This is a genomic window from Variovorax sp. CAN15 (assembly GCF_030462475.1).
Classification (GTDB): domain Bacteria; phylum Pseudomonadota; class Gammaproteobacteria; order Burkholderiales; family Burkholderiaceae_C; genus Variovorax.
In genome coordinates this window covers 1-15536 of sequence record NZ_JASMRZ010000054.1, presented here as the reverse complement: position 1 = coordinate 15536, position 15536 = coordinate 1, and the positions used below count along the sequence as shown (strand labels likewise).

The window sequence follows — 15536 nt, the reverse complement described above, 5'->3', positions numbered from 1 at the left end:
GAAATTCTTCTGAGCCGGTGCTCCGGCCGGGCAGGACCGGAAGCGTTCGATACCATCCTACCCCGCTACCCGCTCTGACAAAAGATGGTTTCTCCGCGTCTCCCCTCGACACAGGGCCTGCAGGCCTTCGAGGCCGTCGCACGGCTGCGCAGCGTGACCCTCGCGGCCGAGGAACTCGCCGTGACACCCAGCGCGGTGAGCCACCGCATCCGCCAGCTCGAGCTGTTGCTGGGGCTCAAGTTCTTCACGGGCAGCGACTTCAGTCTCAGCGCCGACGGCATGGCCTATCTGGCGCGGGTGCGCGAAGCCATCGCGGCGCTGCGGCAGGTGCCGGGGCAAGAGCCCGAATCGCAGGTGCGGCGGCTGCGCGTGGCGGTCACGCCGACCTTCTCGCGCCAGATGCTGCTGCCCCGGCTGGCGCGCTTTCGCGACGCATACCCGAACATCGAGCTGATGCTGCAGGTGACCATGCCGGTGCGCAACACCACGGCGGAAGAGGCCGACATCGAGCTGCGCTTCGGCTCCGGCCCCTTCCACGACCGCGAGTTCGTCCAGCTGCTGGCCGACGACGTGTCGCCGGTGTGCAGCCCCGCCTACCTCGAACGCCACGGCCCCTTCGACGGTTTCGCCACCGATGCGGAGGTGTCGCGCGCGCAGCTGCTGCGCACGCCGCTGGAATCTTGGCGCACCTGGTTCAAGGCCTGCGGCGTGGGCCTGCCGGAGCCCGCCACGGGCCATCAGTTCAACGACCTCGGGCTGGCGCTCGACGCGGCGGCCGAAGACTTCGGCGTGGTGCTGATGCACCTGCGGCTGGGCAGCGCATGGCTGGACAACGGCCGGCTGGTGCGGCTGTCGCAGCGCAGCGTGCCCTCGCCCAACGCCTACTTCCTGTGCTGGAAGCCGGGCGCGATGGAGCGCTGGGAATGCGCGACCTTCGTCGAGTGGCTGCGCGAGGCACTGCGCGAGCGGGCGGCCTGAGCCGGTCGGCCGGCTGAATTCTTTTCAGCAGCGGTCCCGGCTTTTTTCAGATGACGCCCCTGGGCGCCTGCAGATAATGGCCGGTTAGCTTTCGCCGATCCACCACAAGAACCTGCCAGGAGACCGCCCGTGTCCGACCTTTCCAAGATCACCAACATCGAAGACCTGCGGGTGATCGCCAAGCGGCGCGTGCCGAAGATGTTCTACGACTACGCCGACTCCGGCGCGTGGACCGAAGGCACCTACCGCGCCAACGAGAGCGACTTCCAGAAGATCAAGCTACGCCAGCGCGTGGCCGTGAACATGGAGGGCCGCTCGCTGCGCACCACCATGGTCGGTCAGGAAACCGCGATGCCCGTGGCCATCGCGCCCACCGGCCTCACCGGCATGCAGCATGCCGACGGCGAAATCCTCGGCGCGCGCGCGGCCAAGGCCTTCGGCATTCCCTTCACGCTGTCGACCATGAGCATCTGCTCGCTGGAGGACATCGCCGAGAACACAGGCCGCCACCCCTTCTGGTTCCAGCTCTACGTGATGAAGGACCGCGACTTCATCGAACGCCTGATCGAGCGCGCCAAGGCCGCCAACGTGACCGCGCTGCAGCTCACGCTCGACCTGCAGATCCTCGGCCAGCGCCACAAGGACATCAAGAACGGCCTGACCGCGCCGCCCAAGCCCACCCTCAAGAACCTCATCAACCTCGCCACCAAGCCGCGCTGGTGCATGGGCATGCTGGGCACGAAGCGCCGCACCTTCGGCAACATCGCGGGCCATGCCAAGGGCGTGAAGGACCTGTCTTCGCTGTCGTCGTGGACCGCCGAGCAGTTCGACCCCGCGCTGAGCTGGGCCGACGTGGAGTGGATCAAGAAGCTCTGGGGCGGCAAGCTCATCCTCAAGGGCATCATGGACGTGGAGGACGCGCGCCTGGCAGCCTCCAGCGGCGCCGACGCGCTCATCGTGTCGAACCACGGCGGCCGCCAGCTCGACGGCGCACCCTCCTCCATCGCGGCGCTGCCCGCCATCGCCGACGCCGTGGGCAACGAGATCGAGGTGTGGATGGACGGCGGCATCCGCAGCGGGCAGGACGTGCTCAAGGCCCGCGCGCTCGGCGCGCGCGGCACCATGATCGGCCGCAGCTTCCTCTACGGCCTGGGCGCCTTCGGGCAGGAGGGCGTGACGCGCGCGCTGCAGATCATCCAGAAGGAGCTCGACATCACGATGGCCTTCTGCGGCCGCACGAACATCGACGAGGTCGATTCGAGCATCCTGCTGCCTGGCACTTTCTGAGCCTGCAGGGCCTTCCTCGAAGGCCACTCCGGAGGTAGGCCGATGCGGCATCGGCCGACACGCGGCAGCCTTGTGCCGGCGCAGAATGTTCTGGAAACAACAACATTGCCTGCACGGCAGAAGAAGCCATCATGAGCGCAGTCACGCCTACCATGGGAGGCCCAGCGGCCTCTTCTTCATCCCTCCCCCACTACACGGCCGAAGAAAAGCGCCACCGCGTCTTCGCGATCATGGCGGCCTCCTCCGGCAACCTGGTCGAGTGGTTCGACTTCTACGTGTACGCCTTCTCGGCGCTGTACTTCGCGCCGGCCTTCTTCCCCAAGTCGGACCCCACCGCGCAGCTGCTGAACACCGCGGGCGTGTTCGCGGCCGGCTTTCTCATGCGGCCCATCGGTGGCTGGCTCTTCGGGCGCCTGGCCGACCGGCTGGGGCGAAAGACGTCGATGCTGATCTCGGTGACGATGATGTGCGGCGGCTCGCTGCTCATCGCCTGCCTGCCCACCTACGCGCGGATCGGCGCGTGGGCGCCCTTCCTGCTGCTGGTCTGCCGGCTGTTCCAGGGGCTCTCGGTGGGAGGCGAGTACGGCACCACCGCCACCTACATGAGCGAGGTGGCGCTGCGCGGCCAGCGCGGCTTCTTCTCCTCGTTCCAGTACGTCACGCTGATCGGCGGGCAATTGCTCGCGGTGCTCGTCATCGTGGTGCTCGAACAGCTGCTGACCGAGGCCGAGCTCAAGGCATGGGGCTGGCGCATTCCCTTCGTGATCGGCGCCATCGCGGCGGTGGTCGCGCTGCTGCTGCGCCGCACGCTGCACGAGACGCAGACCGACGAAGCGAAGAAGAACAAGGAAGCCGGCAGCATCGCGGGCCTCTTCAGGCACCACACGCCGGCCTTTCTCACGGTGCTCGGCTACACGGCCGGCGGCTCGCTGATCTTCTACACCTTCACCACCTACATGCAGAAGTACCTGGTGAACACGGTGCACCTGCCGATCAAGACGGCGAGCTACGTGATGACCTGCGCGCTGTTCGTCTACATGTGCATGCAGCCGGTGTTCGGCGCGCTGTCCGACCGCATCGGGCGGCGCAACAACATGCTGCTGTTCGGCGGCCTCGGCGCGCTGACGACCGTGCCCGTCCTCACTGCCCTGCAGCACACGACGAGCCCTGTGCTGGCCTTCGTGCTCATCATCGCGGCGCTGGCCATCGTGAGCTTCTACACCTCGATCAGCGGCATCGTGAAGGCGGAGATGTTCCCGCCCGAAGTGCGCGCCCTGGGCGTGGGGCTGGCCTATGCGGTCGCGAACGCGATCTTCGGCGGCTCGGCGGAGTACGCGGCGCTGGGGCTCAAGTCACTGGGACACGAGTCGGTGTTCTTCTGGTACGTAAGCGCGATGATGGTGGTCGCCTTCCTCGTGAGCCTGAGGCTGCCGAGGCAGGCGAGCTACCTGCATCACGACCACTGACGCAGGAAGAAAAGAAGGCTGGGGCGGGCTACTCGGCCTCGCCCAGCCGCTCGGCCACCTGCTGCTTGCCCAGCCCGCGCACAGCGGCAAGGCTTTCGAGCTGAGCGGCCCTCGGTCGGGCTTTACCCTGTTCCCAGTGGTAGATCGTCTGGCCCGATACGCCCACCAGCTTTCCATAGGAAGCGGCGGAGATGCCCAGCTTCGCGCGATGGGAAGCCAGGCGTCCGGCACTGAACCGGCGCTTCGGTCCGTCTTCGCCAGCCTCGTCGGGCTCGCTGGCGCGAGCGCTGCGGGCTGTGCCCTTGGCGACGTTGCGCAGTTCTTTTTCCAGCGAACTTATCTGGCGGCGCAGTGCAGCGATCGCCGCGCGATGGTGAACGGATGCCTTTTTGAGGGTTTCCATTTCCGCGCGAACTTCTTTGCGGGCCACGCGCGAAATCTCTGATTTAAGAATCGATGCAATATTTGGCATGCCGCCATTTTGCCCAGTAAATGTAAACCGCGGCAAAAAACCGAAAGTCGATCAAATTCAAAGTCTTTGATTACAAGAAAAAAATCGGCTTCATCACCGTCCACTTCTCACCTTCCGGCGTCCACGGCGTAGGCGCCTGGAACTTCCACATCAGTTCCTCCCATTGCCTGATCTTCGGATCGTCGCGCGCGGCAAGCGCCATCGCCTCGGCGTCATGGAGCGCATCGTCGGTTTCCATCAGCATCACCATCCGCGTGCCGAGGCGATGGATTTCCATGGCCGTCACGCCATGTGTCTTCAAGTGCTCGCGCACCTCGGGCCAGATATCGCGGTGATAAGCCTCGTATTCCGCGATCAGGGCCGGGTCGTCCTTCAAATCGAGAGCCAGGAAATGACGCATGCACAACTCCAGTCAAAGCTTCGAGAGCCGAAGCGGTCAGGTCAGCGCCCGGTCCAGATGCGTGTACCCGCCATCCACGAACACCCATTGCCCCGTGGTGTGCGAGGCGCGCTCCGAGAGCAGGAACACGACGTTGTCCGCGATCTCCTCTGGCGTGGTCATGCGCCGGCCAAGCGGAATCCTTTCGGTGATGTCGGCGAGCTTGCGGTCGGGCTCGTCGAAGGCGGAAATCCAGCGCTGGTAGAGCGGGGTCATCACCTCGGCCGGGATCACCGCGTTCACGCGCACGCCATCCTCCAACAATGAGGCGGCCCATTCGCGCGTGAGCGAAAGCTGCGCGCCCTTGGCCGCCGTGTAGCCGCTGGTATTGCCCTGCCCCGTCACCGCCGTCTTCGAAGAAATGTTGACGATGGCGCCCCTGCTCGCCTTCAGGTGCGGCAGGCAATGGTGAGCCATCACGTAGCAGTGGATGAGGTTGCGTTCGAGCGAAGCGACGAAGGCGTCGCGCCCCGCTTCGAGCCCCACGCTGTCGTTCACGCCCGCGTTGTTGACCAGGCCGTCGATGCGGCCGAACTCGGCTGCCGTGTCGGCAATGGCCTTGACGCAGGCGGCCTCTTCCATCAGTTCGAGCTGGAAGAAACGCGCACGCGGCTGCAGCCTGCGCAGCGCCTCTTCGAAAGGCGCATCGAGCGGGTTCTTGCCGAGGATCACCGGCACCGCGCCTTCCTGCGCCAGCGTCATCGAGATGGCCGCGCCGATGCCGCTGCCGCCGCCGGTGACGATCACTACCTTGTCCTTCAGATGCAGGTCCATGCCTCGCGATGCCTTTCCTTGCTGCCTATCCCTTGAAGCGGTACTGCTCGAGCGACCGCGGCTTCATCGTGATCGAGAAGCCCGCGCCCTTCGGCGGCATGTACGCCGCGTTGCGGACCTCGCAGGGCTCCACGAAATGCTCGTGCAGATGGTCGACATACTCGGCCACGCGGCCCTCGCGCGTGCCGGAGATGCAGAGGTAGTCGATCATCGACAGGTGCTGCACGTACTCGCACAGCCCCACGCCGCCTGCGTGCGGGCACACGGGCAGCCTGTACTTCGCGGCCATCAGCATCACCGCCAGGATCTCGTTCACGCCCCCCAACCGGCAGGCGTCGATCTGCACCACGTCGATGCCGACGCGCATGATGAACTGCTTGAACATGATGCGGTTCTGGCACATCTCGCCGGTAGCCACCTTCACCGGCGCGATGCCCTCGCGGATCTTGCGGTGGCCTTCCACGTCGTCGGGGCTGGTGGGCTCCTCGATGAACCACGGCTTGGCGAAGGCGAGCTGCCGCACCCAGTCGATGGCCTGGCCCACTTCCCACACCTGGTTGGCGTCGATCATCAGGTGCCGGCCGGGCCCGAGAACCTCGCGCGCCACCGTCAGGCGGCGGATGTCGTCCTGCAGGTCGCGCCCCACCTTGAGCTTGATGTGGCTGAAGCCCGCGTCGACCGCCTCCTGCGCGAGGCGTCGCAGCTTCTCGTCGGAGTAGCCGAGCCAGCCGGCAGAAGTGGTGTAGCAAGGGTAGCCCTCGGCCTTGAGCGTGGCGATGCGTTCTTCCTTGCCTTTCGATGCCTCCCGCAGCAGCGCGAGCGCTTCGTCGGGCGCGATGCAGTCGGTGATGTAGCGGAAGTCGATGCAGCGCACCAGCTCCTCGGGCGACATGTCGGCCACGAGCTGCCACACGGGCTTGCCCTCGGACTTGGCCCACAGGTCCCACATCGCATTGACCACGGCCCCCGTCGCGAGATGGATCGCGCCCTTGTCGGGCCCGATCCAGCGCAGCTGGCTGTCGGATGTGACATGCCGCCAGAAGCGCCCCATGTCCTGCGCTACCCATGCGAGATCGAGCCCCACCACCAGGTGGCGCATCGCCTCGATGGCCGCGCAGCAGATCTCGTTGCCGCGCCCGATGGTGAAGGTGAGCCCATGGCCCTCCAGCCCCGGCCGGTCGGTCTCGAGCACGACGTACGCCGCCGAGTAGTCCGGATCGGGGTTCATCGCATCGGAGCCGTCGAGCTGCTGCGAGGTGGGGAAGCGCACGTCGAGCACGCGCATGGAGCGGACGATGGTCATTGCAGCTGCCGACGGGAGAAAAGGGACTTCCTCGGGGAACATAGCGGAACCGGCTTTGCCGGGCCGCAGGTGTTGCCCCCTGGAAGGGGGTTGGCGAAGCGACAGGAAGTGCGCGCAGCCTGGGGGTCAGTCATAAAGCACCGCGGCAATCTTCGGATCGGCGATGTTGGTCTTGTCGTACCAGTAGAAGCCTGTGTCCACGATCTTCGGCAGCTTCTCGCCCTTGACGGCCTTCACCGCCATCTCGACGGTCTTGTAGCCCATGCCCACCGGGTTCTGCGTGATGGCACCGGCCATGCTGCCGTCCATGATCGCGTTCTTCTGCTGCTTGCCGGAGTCGTAGCCGATGACCACCACCTTGCCGGTGCGCTTCATCTCCCGCACGCCGTTGACCACGCCGATGGCCGAGCCCTCGTTGGCGCCGAAGATGCCCTTGATGTTGGGCGAGGCCTGCAATATCGACTTGGTGATCTCGGTCGATTTCAGCTGGTCGCCGCCGCCGTACTGCACGCTCACGATCCTGATGTTCGGGTAGGCCGACTTGATGCGGTTGACGAAGCCGTCGCGCCGGTCGACGCCGGTGCGGCTGGTCTGGTCGTGCACCACCAGCGCCACCTCGCCGCTCTTGCCGATGAGCTCGGCCATCTTGTCGGCGGCCAGCGCGGCGGCGGCCTTGTTGTCGGTGGTGGTCGTGGTCACGGGGATGTCGCTGTCCACGCCCGAGTCGAAGGCCACCACGGGGATCTTCGCGGCCTGCGCCTTCTTCAGCAGAGGAATGGCGGCCTGGCTGTCGAGCGCGGCGAAGCCGATGGCCTGCGGCTTCTTGGCGAGCGCGGCCGAGAGCATGTCGATCTGCTTGTCGACCATGGCCTCGGTCTCCGGGCCTTCGAAGCTGACCTTGACCTTGAAGTCTTTCGCGGCTTGTTCGGCGCCAGATTTCACTGCTTGCCAGAACTGATGCTGAAAGCCCTTGGAAACGAGCGGAATGTAGATCTCCTGCGCCTGCTGCGCGTTCGCCGAAAGGCCTGACAAGCCGACGAGGGCGGCACCCAACGTTGTCACGACTGCTCTTCTGCGGATCATGCGAAGTCTCCTGTGGTTATGGAACGAACGGACCGGAAGCGGAAGTTCAGTGCGTCTTGCTGCCGCCGCGGCGGCGCAGGATGTCGGCGTACACGGCCAGGATGATGATCACGCCCGTGACCACCGTCTGCCATTCCTGCGCCACCGAGAGAATGCGCAGGCCGTTGGTGAGCACGCTCATGATGAAGGCGCCGATGATCGTGCCCAGGATGGTGCCGGTGCCCCCGCTGAGCGAGGTGCCGCCGATGACCACCGCCGCGATGGCGTCGAGCTCGTAGCCCTGCCCCAGCGCGGGCTGCGCCGAGTTCAGCCGCGATGCGATCAGCAGGCCCGCGATGCCGCAGATGCCGCCGCTCACCGTGTAGACCACGATCTTCCAGAAGTCGGTGTTCACGCCCGACAGGCGCACCGCTTCCTCGTTGCTGCCGAGCGCGAAGGTGTAGCGCCCGAGGATGGTCCTGTTGAGCACGATGCTCGCGGCCACCGCCACCAGGAACAGGATCAGCACCGCATTGGGAATGGGCAGCGAGGGCACGATGTCGCCGATCAGCGAGTCCTGCGAGATCGCGGTGAAGCCCGGCGTGTCGTTGAAGTAGATCGGCTTGGTGCCCGAGATCACCAGCGACAGGCCCTTGAGCAGCATCATCATGCCCAGCGTCGCGATGAAGGGCGGGATCTTGAGCTTGGCGATCAGCAGGCCCGAGACGAAGCCGCTGAGCGCCCCGAAGAAGATCGCCGCGCAGATGCCCAGCCACAGCGGCATGCCCATGTAGGTGAGCACCACGCCGGTCATGACGGCGCAGAAGGTCATCAGCGTGCCCACCGAGAGGTCGATGCCCGAGGTGATGATGACGAAGGTGCAGGCGATGGCGAGCACGCCGTTCACCGCGGTCGACTGCAGGATGCCCACGAGGTTGTCGGCCTGCAGGAACTGCGGCGACGCGAAGCTGAAGAACACCATCAGCGCGACGAGGCTGGCGAAGGCCAGCAGCTTCTGCCGCGTGGCGGGGCGGAAGAGCCGGTCCTTCAGCGTCTTCGGCGAAAAGCCCGCTGCAGGGGCGGCGGTGGTCACGGTGGGGGTCGTCAAGGGGAGTCTCCAGTCGTGTCGTGCGTGGTCAAGGGGCGGCGTCGGCGGTCTCGCGGCGGGTGGCGAGCTGCATGATCTTTTCCTGCGAGGCCTCGCGCGCGGCCAGCTCGCCGGTGATGCGGCCCTCGCACATCACGAGCACGCGGTGGCTCATGCGCAATACCTCGGGCAGCTCCGAGGAAATGATGACGATGGCCTTGCCCTGCGCGGCCAGCTCGTTGAGCAGCCGGTAGATCTCGGCCTTGGCGCCCACGTCGATGCCGCGCGTGGGCTCATCGAAGAAGAGCACCTGGCAGTCGCGCAGCAGCCACTTGGCGATGACGATCTTCTGCTGGTTGCCGCCCGACAGCAGCCGCACCTGCTGGCGCACCGAGGGCGTCTTGATGCCGAGCTGCCGCACGTAGCGCTCGCCGGCCGACTCCACGGCCGCCCGGTCGATGAAGAAACCCATCGACAGGAAGCTCTTCATGCTCGCGAGCGCGATGTTGGTTTCGACGTCCATGCCGGTGGCCAGGCCGAAGTGCTTGCGGTCTTCGGATAGATATCCGATGCCGTTGGCCACCGCGTCTTCCGGCGAGCCGATGACCACCTTCTGGCCGTTCACGAAGACCTCGCCCGCGTCGATGCGGTCGGCGCCGAACACGGCGCGCGCCAGCTCGGTGCGGCCCGCGCCCATCAGCCCCGCGAAGCCGAGGATCTCGCCGCGCCGCAGCACGAAGCTCGCGTCACGCACCATCGTGCCCCGGCAGATGCCCCTGGCCTCCAGCACCACTTCGTTGGCCGAGGTGTCGGGCATCTCGTGCTCGGCCTCGGCGAGCTGGCGGCCCACCATCATGGCGATGAGCGTGTCCATCGGCGTCGTCGCCATCGGCACGGTGGCGACGTACTGGCCGTCGCGCATCACGGTCACGCGGTCGGCGACGCGCTTGAGCTCATCCATCTTGTGCGAGATGTAGACGACGGCCACGCCGCGCGAGCGCAGGCGCGCGATGATGCGGAACAGGTCGGCCACCTCCTCGTTGTTCAGCGCGGCGGTGGGCTCGTCCATGATGAGCACGCGCGACTCGAACGAGAGCGCCTTGGCGATCTCCACCATCTGCTGCCTGGCCACGGTGAGTTCGCCCACCGGCGTGCGCGGGTCGAGCTTCAGGTTCATCCGGTCGAAGATGAGCTGCGCCTCGCAGCACATGGCCTCCTCGTCGATGAAGAGGCCGAAGCGCCCGCGCGGCTCGCGGCCGATGAAGATGTTCTGCGCGGCGCTCAGGTGGTTCATCAGGTTGAGCTCCTGATGGATGATGCCGATGCCAAGCGCCTGCGCGGCGCGCGGGCTCTCGATGTCCACGGGCCGGCCGTCGAGCAGCACCTCGCCGGAGTCCTTGCGGTAGACGCCCGCGAGCACCTTCATCAGCGTGGACTTGCCGGCCCCGTTCTCGCCCATGAGCGCATGCACCTCGCCGGGCAGCAGTTCGAACTGCGCCCGGTCGAGCGCGCGCACGCCGGCGAAGGACTTGCTCAGGTCGCGGATGGTGACGATGGGTTGCATGAGATGTTCAGTCCGCCGCCAGGCCGTAGAAGCGTTGCGCGGTGCCGTGCCACACGTCGGCCTGCCCGTGCGGGGAAAGACCGCCGATGCAGGCCTCGCTCACGGCGATCCAGCCCGCGTAGTCGCCGGCCAGCGTGAGCACGGGCCAGTCGCTGCCCCACATGAGGCGAGCGGGGCCGAAGACTTCGAGCAGGTGATCCCACACGGGGCGCACCACGCGCACCGCCACGTCGACGTCGCGATGCGTGGATGCCGCAGCCTCGGTCCACAACCCCGAGAACTTGCAGAAGACCTGGGGCAGTGCCGCCAGGGCCGCGATGTCTTCGCGCCAGCGGGCGAAGTCTTCGCTGCCGTGCGCGCCCACCGGCGGCTTGGCGCCGTGGTCGATCACCATCGGCAGCTGCGGCCACCGCTTCGCGAACTGCAGGAGCCAAGGAAGATGGCGTGGATTCACGAGCGCATCGAAGCGCAGGCCGAGCTTCAGCATGGCATTCACCGCATCGGGTTGCGGGCGGCGCGCGATCCAGTCGTCGTCGGGCAGGTCCTGCAGCATCGGCCGCACACCCTTGAACTTGGGGTGCCGGGCCATCCGCTCCAGCGAAGCGGCGGCGTCGGCGCGGCCCAGGTCGACCCAGCCGACCACGCCGCCGACCTCGTCGCGGCTGGCCGCGAGATCGAGCATGAAGTCGGTCTCGGCATGGGAATCGGCCGCCTGCACGAGCACGGTCCGGCTCACGCCGTGTGCGCGCAGCAGCGGCTGCAGGTCTTCGGGCATGAAGTCGCGCAGCAGCGGAGCCAACGCGGGCACGTCGGCGCGCAGCCACGTGTAGTCGCCACGCGCGGGCCGCCAGAAGTGCTGATGGGAGTCGATGCGCTGGATCATTTTCGGGTCGCCACAGCAGGTCTGCCGGTCGCCTTGTCTCTCTAGTCCATTCGTGAACAGAGTATTTACATACGAACTTTCAGCGTCAAGCGCGCTTCATGGGTGCTTTCCCGTAAAACGAAACTTGCAAACAGCGGAACTTGCTGCTGAAATTCATTGGTGAACAAATCGATTCAACCAGACATCCTCGGCAAGCCCGCCGAAGAGCAGGAGCAGCAGGATCGCTACCGCGCTCCCGCGCTCGACAAGGGCCTGGACATCCTCGAACTGCTGGCCGACCAGCCCGAGGGCCTGACGCGCGGCGAGATCGTGAAGGCCCTCGAGCGCGGCCCGAGCGAGATCTATCGAATGCTCGAGAGGCTGGTGGCGCGACAGTACGTGCTGCGATCGCTGGCCGGCGACCGCTACAGCCTGAGCCTGAAGATGTTCGACCTGGCGCACCGCTACCCGCCGAACCACAGGCTGGTGACGCAGGCGCTGCCGGTGATGGACCGCTACGTGAAGGAGGCCGAGCAGTCGTGCCACCTGGGCGTGTACGACCGGGGCAACGTGCAGATCGTGGCGCAGGTCAACAGCCCCGCGGCGAGCAGCATGACGGTGCGCCCCGGCACGCGCGTGAACCTGCTCGACACCGGCTCGGGCCAGGTGCTGCTGGCCTGCGAGTCGGACGAGCGGCGCCGGCAGATGCTGGCCGAGCACGTCGCGCTCGACGGCGAGGTGCAGATTCCTCCCGACGAGCTGGAGCACATGCTCGAAGCGGTGCGCGCCACAGGCTACCGGCAGCGCGAGAGCATGCAGTACTTCGGCGTGATCGACATCTCCTGCCCCATCCTCGGTCCGCACGGGCATGCGCTGGCGGTGCTCACCACGCCGTACATCCGGCGCATCGACCGGCATGCGATCCCGACGCTGGACCGCGCGCGCGAGCTGATGCTGCAGGCCGCGCGCGATCTCTCGCTGCTGGCGAACGCCTGATCAGCTCTGCGCCAGCTCCGGTGGCTTCGGCGCTTTCTTCTTTTTCTCCTTGCGCCCACCGATCGCGCCCGACGCGGCGGCGCCGAGAATGCGGCGGAACGTCGGGCACTCCATGTGGCTTGGCGCACGGCAGACGGCCGCATGGCGCAGGCCGTCGCGCATCGCGCTCAGGTTGCGGATCGTGCGGTCGAGTTCGTCCGCCTTGGCGCTGAGCACCAGCCGGTCGATGCGCGGCTGGCCGTTGGGGCCGAACATGCGCGCGATCTCGTCGAGCGAAAAACCTGCGGCGCGGCCCAGCGCGATCAGCGCCAGCCGCTCCAGCACGCCGTCGTCGAAGGTGCGGCGCAGGCCCTGCCGCCCTGTGGAGGCGATCAGCCCCTTCTCGTCGTAGTAGCGCAGCGTGGACGCGGGCAGGCCGGAGCGTTTGGCCACTTCGGCGATATCCATGTGCTTCCTCCTCTTGACTTCAAGCCGGCTTGAATTTGCATAGTGCTGCTTCCGCCTCGTGAAGGCAAGCAAGAGGAAACGATCATGGAGAAAACCATGCACCCCACCACGCAAGCGGCCGGCGACGCACAGGCCCGGCTCTGGAACGGCCCGGCCGGCAACGCCTGGGTCGACGCGCAGCAAACGCTGGACCAGCTTTTCAGCCCGCTGGAGAAACTGCTCGTCGAGACGGCATGCGCCGCTCCCGCGGGCCGCGTGCTCGACGTCGGCTGCGGCACCGGCGGCACCACGCTGGCCATCGCGCGGGCGCCGGGCGCTGGCGCGGAATGCACCGGCATCGACATCTCGGAGCCGATGATCGCCGCCGCCCGCAGCCGCGCAGCGCGCGAAGGCCTGCCCACCCACTTCATCTGCGCGAACGCACAGACCCACGCCTTCGAGCCCGCGAGCTTCGACGGCATCGTCTCGCGCCTTGGCGTGATGTTCTTCGACGACCCCGTGCGCGCCTTCGCCAACCTGCGGCACGCGGCGAAGGACGGCGCCGGGCTCAGCTTCATCGCATGGCGAAGCGCGGCCGAGAACCCGTTCATGACGACCGCCGAGCGTGCAGCGGCGCCGCTGCTGCCGAACCTGCCGCCACGGGTGCCGGGCGCGCCGGGGCAGTTCGCCTTCGCGGACCGCCAGCGGGTGCAGGCCATCCTCGAGGAAAGCGGCTGGTCCGGCATCGACATCCAGCCCGTCGACCTGCCCTGCACGATGCCCGAGAAGGATCTGCTCGGCTACCTGAGCCGCCTCGGTCCCGTGGGCATTGCGCTGCTGCAGGCGGACGAAGAAACGCGCGCCCGGGTCATCGACACGGTCCGCGCCGCCTTCGAGCCCTATGTACATGGCGACGAGGTCCGGCTGACCGCTGCCTGTTGGCTGGCCAGGGGGCGTGCCGATGCCTGACACGATGAAGCTGCTTGCCAGTGCGGTGTTGATCGGCACCGGCGCCACCGCGCTCATGGACCTCTGGGCCATCGCACGCAAGCGCCTGCTGGGAGTTCCATCGCTCGACTACGCGCTGGTCGGCCGGTGGCTCGCCTGGCTGCCGCGCGGTCGCTTCTTCCACAGCCCGATCGCCGCCACGCCGCCCGTGCACGGAGAACGATTGCTCGGCTGGGTGGCGCACTACGCGATCGGCATCGCGTTCGCGGCGGTGCTGCTCGCCGCCTGGGGCCGTGGCTGGCTGCTTGCTCCCACGCTCGGTCCCGCAATGCTCGTCGGCATCGGCAGCGTGGCCGCGCCCTTCTTCGTGATGCAGCCGGCCATGGGCGCCGGCATCGCCGCCAGCCGCACGCCGCGCCCGGCCGTCGCGCGGCTGCACAGCCTGGTCACGCACGCGTTTTTCGGGCTGGGGCTCTACGCGACCGGCCGGGCCCTGGCCTGAGCGAAGCTCAGGCGAAGAGCTTCCCGTTGAGCACGATCCGCACCGTCTTCACCGTGAGCACCGCCAGCGCCACATTCAGCGCGACCAGCAGCACGATGGCGATCGCCCAGAGCGGCTCGCTCGCGCGCGACTCGGCGTACTTCAGCGCGGCGTTGGCCAGCGCAGCCATCGGGAAGCCGATCGCCCACCACCCCGGCGCGAAGCTGGCGCCGCGGCGGAACACCTTCGGCGCGACCACCGCGAACATGAAGAGGCCGAAATAGAAGAGCAGCGAGGCGAAGCGGTCGATCTCGCCGACGATGTTGGTGTAGGCCAGGAAGCCCACCGCGAAAGGCGCCACCAGGATCATCAGCGACGGCTCCATGGCGGGAGCGAGCGGGTCTCGGTGCACAAGCCGGCCGATGATCATCGTGAAGAGCACCAGCGCCAGCACCACGCCGATCGCGCTCGCGGCCAGGTTGACTTCGGGCGCCCAGGCCATCGGCATGTGCGCGCCGGTGACGGGAATGTCGAGCGTGGCCACGCCCGGGATGATCCAGGCCGGCACCGCGAGCGAGGCGTCCACCTGCCCCTTCAGCAGCCGCGACAGGCCGACGAAGCTCAGCGCGAAGGTCGCGAGCAGCCCCACGGTCCACACGAAGTGCGCAAGGGGCGCGCTGTACGGCGCTATGACGGCCGACAGCAGCAGGATGGAAATCGCGATGGTGCCGAAGAAATTGCCCGCCACCGGATGATGGAACTCCGCCCGCACCGCCTGCGGATGCCTCACCAGCTTCGCCAGGTAGCCCGCCGCGATCAGCACGAAGACGCCCAGAGCGAAGGCCCCGATGGCTTCGCCGACGATGGCCGGCGCGCCCAGGCTCTCATGCGCGAGCCGCCATGCGAGGGCCAGCCCGGAAAAGCCCATCACGGAGGCGAAGAGATTGACCGGGAGGTTGCGCACGGAGGCTTGCGCGCGCGGCGCAGCCTGCACAACGGATGAAATCACCGGGGAAGAAGGGTTCAGAGCCTGGTCTTGCATGTTGTCGTCCTTGGCTGGATTTGCATTAGTGTGTATTTTCCGCCAGACTCTCGAAGCCATTTCCGCCAACTCACGGCGTTTTCAGCCAATCCCCGGACCTTGTCTGCCATGCGCGTCGCCATCCTCGCCTTCCCCCGTTTCCAGCTGCTCGACGTGGCCGGCCCCGCCGACGTCTTCGCCGAGGCATCGCAGCAGCTGGGCGACCCACGCGCCTATCGCGTCCAGGTGATCTCCAGCGGCGAAGGCATGCTCAAGAGCAGCGGCGGGCTGCGGCTGGGCGTCGATTCCACGGTGGCCACGCATCGCGGCGCCATCGACACCCTGCTGGTCGCCGGCAGCCCCCGCGTGG

Annotated in this window: 16 protein-coding genes and 1 pseudogene; 7 read left to right on the top strand and 10 right to left on the bottom strand. The window is 67.1% G+C overall.

All coding sequences use genetic code 11. The features are described from left to right. The first annotated feature begins 84 nt into the window (after positions 1 to 84). The 3 genes from QMO14_RS24250 to QMO14_RS24240 all read left to right on the top strand — a co-directional run bounded on the left by QMO14_RS24250 (position 85) and on the right by QMO14_RS24240 (position 3731). The gene (locus QMO14_RS24250) at positions 85 to 978 is read left to right on the top strand and encodes a LysR substrate-binding domain-containing protein (protein ID WP_301510271.1); all 894 of its coding nucleotides are present in this window, start codon (positions 85 to 87) and stop codon (positions 976 to 978) included. 129 nt (positions 979 to 1107) lie between these two features. After that, entirely contained in the window at positions 1108 to 2265 is a 1158-nt protein-coding gene (locus tag QMO14_RS24245; RefSeq protein ID WP_301510270.1) for an alpha-hydroxy acid oxidase, read from the top strand. 152 nt (positions 2266 to 2417) lie between these two features. Further along, on the top strand, positions 2418 to 3731 hold the full coding sequence (locus tag QMO14_RS24240; RefSeq protein WP_301510297.1) for an MFS family transporter: 1314 nt from the start codon (positions 2418 to 2420) through the stop codon (positions 3729 to 3731). Between the two features lie 28 nt (positions 3732 to 3759). Here the strand turns inward: QMO14_RS24240 and QMO14_RS24235 are convergent, their stop codons facing one another. From QMO14_RS24235 to QMO14_RS24200, 8 genes are all read right to left on the bottom strand, one after another. Continuing rightward, positions 3760 to 4203: a DNA-binding transcriptional regulator gene (locus tag QMO14_RS24235; protein ID WP_301510269.1), complete on the bottom strand. Its 444-nt coding sequence runs from the start codon at positions 4201 to 4203 to the stop codon at positions 3760 to 3762. 70 nt (positions 4204 to 4273) lie between these two features. Then, complete coding sequence (locus tag QMO14_RS24230) at positions 4274 to 4603, bottom strand: L-rhamnose mutarotase (RefSeq protein ID WP_301510268.1); 330 nt, start codon at positions 4601 to 4603, stop codon at positions 4274 to 4276. Between the two features lie 36 nt (positions 4604 to 4639). Further along, positions 4640 to 5416 (bottom strand): SDR family oxidoreductase, encoded by a 777-nt coding sequence (locus QMO14_RS24225; RefSeq protein WP_301510267.1) that lies wholly within the window; start codon positions 5414 to 5416, stop codon positions 4640 to 4642. A gap of 25 nt (positions 5417 to 5441) precedes the next feature. Further along, the gene (locus QMO14_RS24220; protein ID WP_301510266.1) at positions 5442 to 6719 is read right to left on the bottom strand and encodes an L-fuconate dehydratase; all 1278 of its coding nucleotides are present in this window, start codon (positions 6717 to 6719) and stop codon (positions 5442 to 5444) included. A 126-nt stretch (positions 6720 to 6845) separates the two neighbouring features. Continuing rightward, on the bottom strand, positions 6846 to 7802 hold the full coding sequence (locus QMO14_RS24215) for an ABC transporter substrate-binding protein (protein WP_301510265.1): 957 nt from the start codon (positions 7800 to 7802) through the stop codon (positions 6846 to 6848). A gap of 46 nt (positions 7803 to 7848) precedes the next feature. Then, positions 7849 to 8889, bottom strand: coding sequence for an ABC transporter permease (locus QMO14_RS24210; protein ID WP_301510264.1), 1041 nt, complete (start codon positions 8887 to 8889; stop codon positions 7849 to 7851). Positions 8890 to 8917: 28 nt separating this feature from the next. Next, the gene (locus QMO14_RS24205) at positions 8918 to 10432 is read right to left on the bottom strand and encodes a sugar ABC transporter ATP-binding protein (RefSeq protein ID WP_301510263.1); all 1515 of its coding nucleotides are present in this window, start codon (positions 10430 to 10432) and stop codon (positions 8918 to 8920) included. 7 nt (positions 10433 to 10439) lie between these two features. Beyond that, positions 10440 to 11315, bottom strand: a complete 876-nt coding sequence (locus QMO14_RS24200; protein ID WP_301510262.1) for an amidohydrolase — start codon at positions 11313 to 11315, stop codon at positions 10440 to 10442. Between the two features lie 159 nt (positions 11316 to 11474). Between QMO14_RS24200 and QMO14_RS24195 the strand changes: the two genes are divergently transcribed. Beyond that, a complete protein-coding gene (locus tag QMO14_RS24195) occupies positions 11475 to 12290 on the top strand; it encodes an IclR family transcriptional regulator (protein WP_301510261.1) in 816 nt (271 codons plus the stop codon). Here the strand turns inward: QMO14_RS24195 and QMO14_RS24190 are convergent, their stop codons facing one another. Further along, the gene (locus tag QMO14_RS24190) at positions 12291 to 12737 is read right to left on the bottom strand and encodes a helix-turn-helix domain-containing protein (protein WP_301510260.1); all 447 of its coding nucleotides are present in this window, start codon (positions 12735 to 12737) and stop codon (positions 12291 to 12293) included. 84 nt (positions 12738 to 12821) lie between these two features. Here QMO14_RS24190 and QMO14_RS24185 point away from each other — a divergent pair, with 84 nt between their 5' ends. Both QMO14_RS24185 and QMO14_RS24180 read left to right on the top strand, forming a co-directional pair. Further along, positions 12822 to 13685, top strand: coding sequence for a class I SAM-dependent methyltransferase (locus tag QMO14_RS24185; RefSeq protein WP_301510259.1), 864 nt, complete (start codon positions 12822 to 12824; stop codon positions 13683 to 13685). Further along, positions 13678 to 14166, top strand: coding sequence for a DUF2938 domain-containing protein (locus QMO14_RS24180; protein WP_301510258.1), 489 nt, complete (start codon positions 13678 to 13680; stop codon positions 14164 to 14166). Before QMO14_RS24185 ends, QMO14_RS24180 begins: the two co-directional genes overlap by 8 nt. A 7-nt stretch (positions 14167 to 14173) precedes the next feature. Here the strand turns inward: QMO14_RS24180 and QMO14_RS24175 are convergent, their stop codons facing one another. Beyond that, positions 14174 to 15187, bottom strand: a complete 1014-nt coding sequence (locus QMO14_RS24175; RefSeq protein WP_301510257.1) for an SLAC1 anion channel family protein — start codon at positions 15185 to 15187, stop codon at positions 14174 to 14176. 108 nt (positions 15188 to 15295) lie between these two features. On the opposite strand from QMO14_RS24175, the pseudogene QMO14_RS24170 reads away from it, so the two are divergent. After that, positions 15296 to 15536: pseudogene (locus tag QMO14_RS24170) on the top strand (GlxA family transcriptional regulator); the annotation flags it as partial.

Coding starts and splice junctions, on each gene's coding strand:
- QMO14_RS24225 (WP_301510267.1), bottom strand. CDS start 5,416: ATGGACCTGCATCTGAAGGACAAGGTAGTGATCGTCACCGGCGGCGGC.
- QMO14_RS24235 (WP_301510269.1), bottom strand. CDS start 4,203: ATGCCAAATATTGCATCGATTCTTAAATCAGAGATTTCGCGCGTGGCC.
- QMO14_RS24250 (WP_301510271.1), top strand. CDS start 85: ATGGTTTCTCCGCGTCTCCCCTCGACACAGGGCCTGCAGGCCTTCGAG.
- QMO14_RS24205 (WP_301510263.1), bottom strand. CDS start 10,432: ATGCAACCCATCGTCACCATCCGCGACCTGAGCAAGTCCTTCGCCGGC.
- QMO14_RS24240 (WP_301510297.1), top strand. CDS start 2,418: ATGGGAGGCCCAGCGGCCTCTTCTTCATCCCTCCCCCACTACACGGCC.
- QMO14_RS24200 (WP_301510262.1), bottom strand. CDS start 11,315: ATGATCCAGCGCATCGACTCCCATCAGCACTTCTGGCGGCCCGCGCGT.
- QMO14_RS24220 (WP_301510266.1), bottom strand. CDS start 6,719: ATGACCATCGTCCGCTCCATGCGCGTGCTCGACGTGCGCTTCCCCACC.
- QMO14_RS24215 (WP_301510265.1), bottom strand. CDS start 7,802: ATGATCCGCAGAAGAGCAGTCGTGACAACGTTGGGTGCCGCCCTCGTC.
- QMO14_RS24180 (WP_301510258.1), top strand. CDS start 13,678: ATGCCTGACACGATGAAGCTGCTTGCCAGTGCGGTGTTGATCGGCACC.
- QMO14_RS24175 (WP_301510257.1), bottom strand. CDS start 15,187: ATGCAAGACCAGGCTCTGAACCCTTCTTCCCCGGTGATTTCATCCGTT.
- QMO14_RS24230 (WP_301510268.1), bottom strand. CDS start 4,603: ATGCGTCATTTCCTGGCTCTCGATTTGAAGGACGACCCGGCCCTGATC.
- QMO14_RS24190 (WP_301510260.1), bottom strand. CDS start 12,737: ATGGATATCGCCGAAGTGGCCAAACGCTCCGGCCTGCCCGCGTCCACG.
- QMO14_RS24185 (WP_301510259.1), top strand. CDS start 12,822: ATGGAGAAAACCATGCACCCCACCACGCAAGCGGCCGGCGACGCACAG.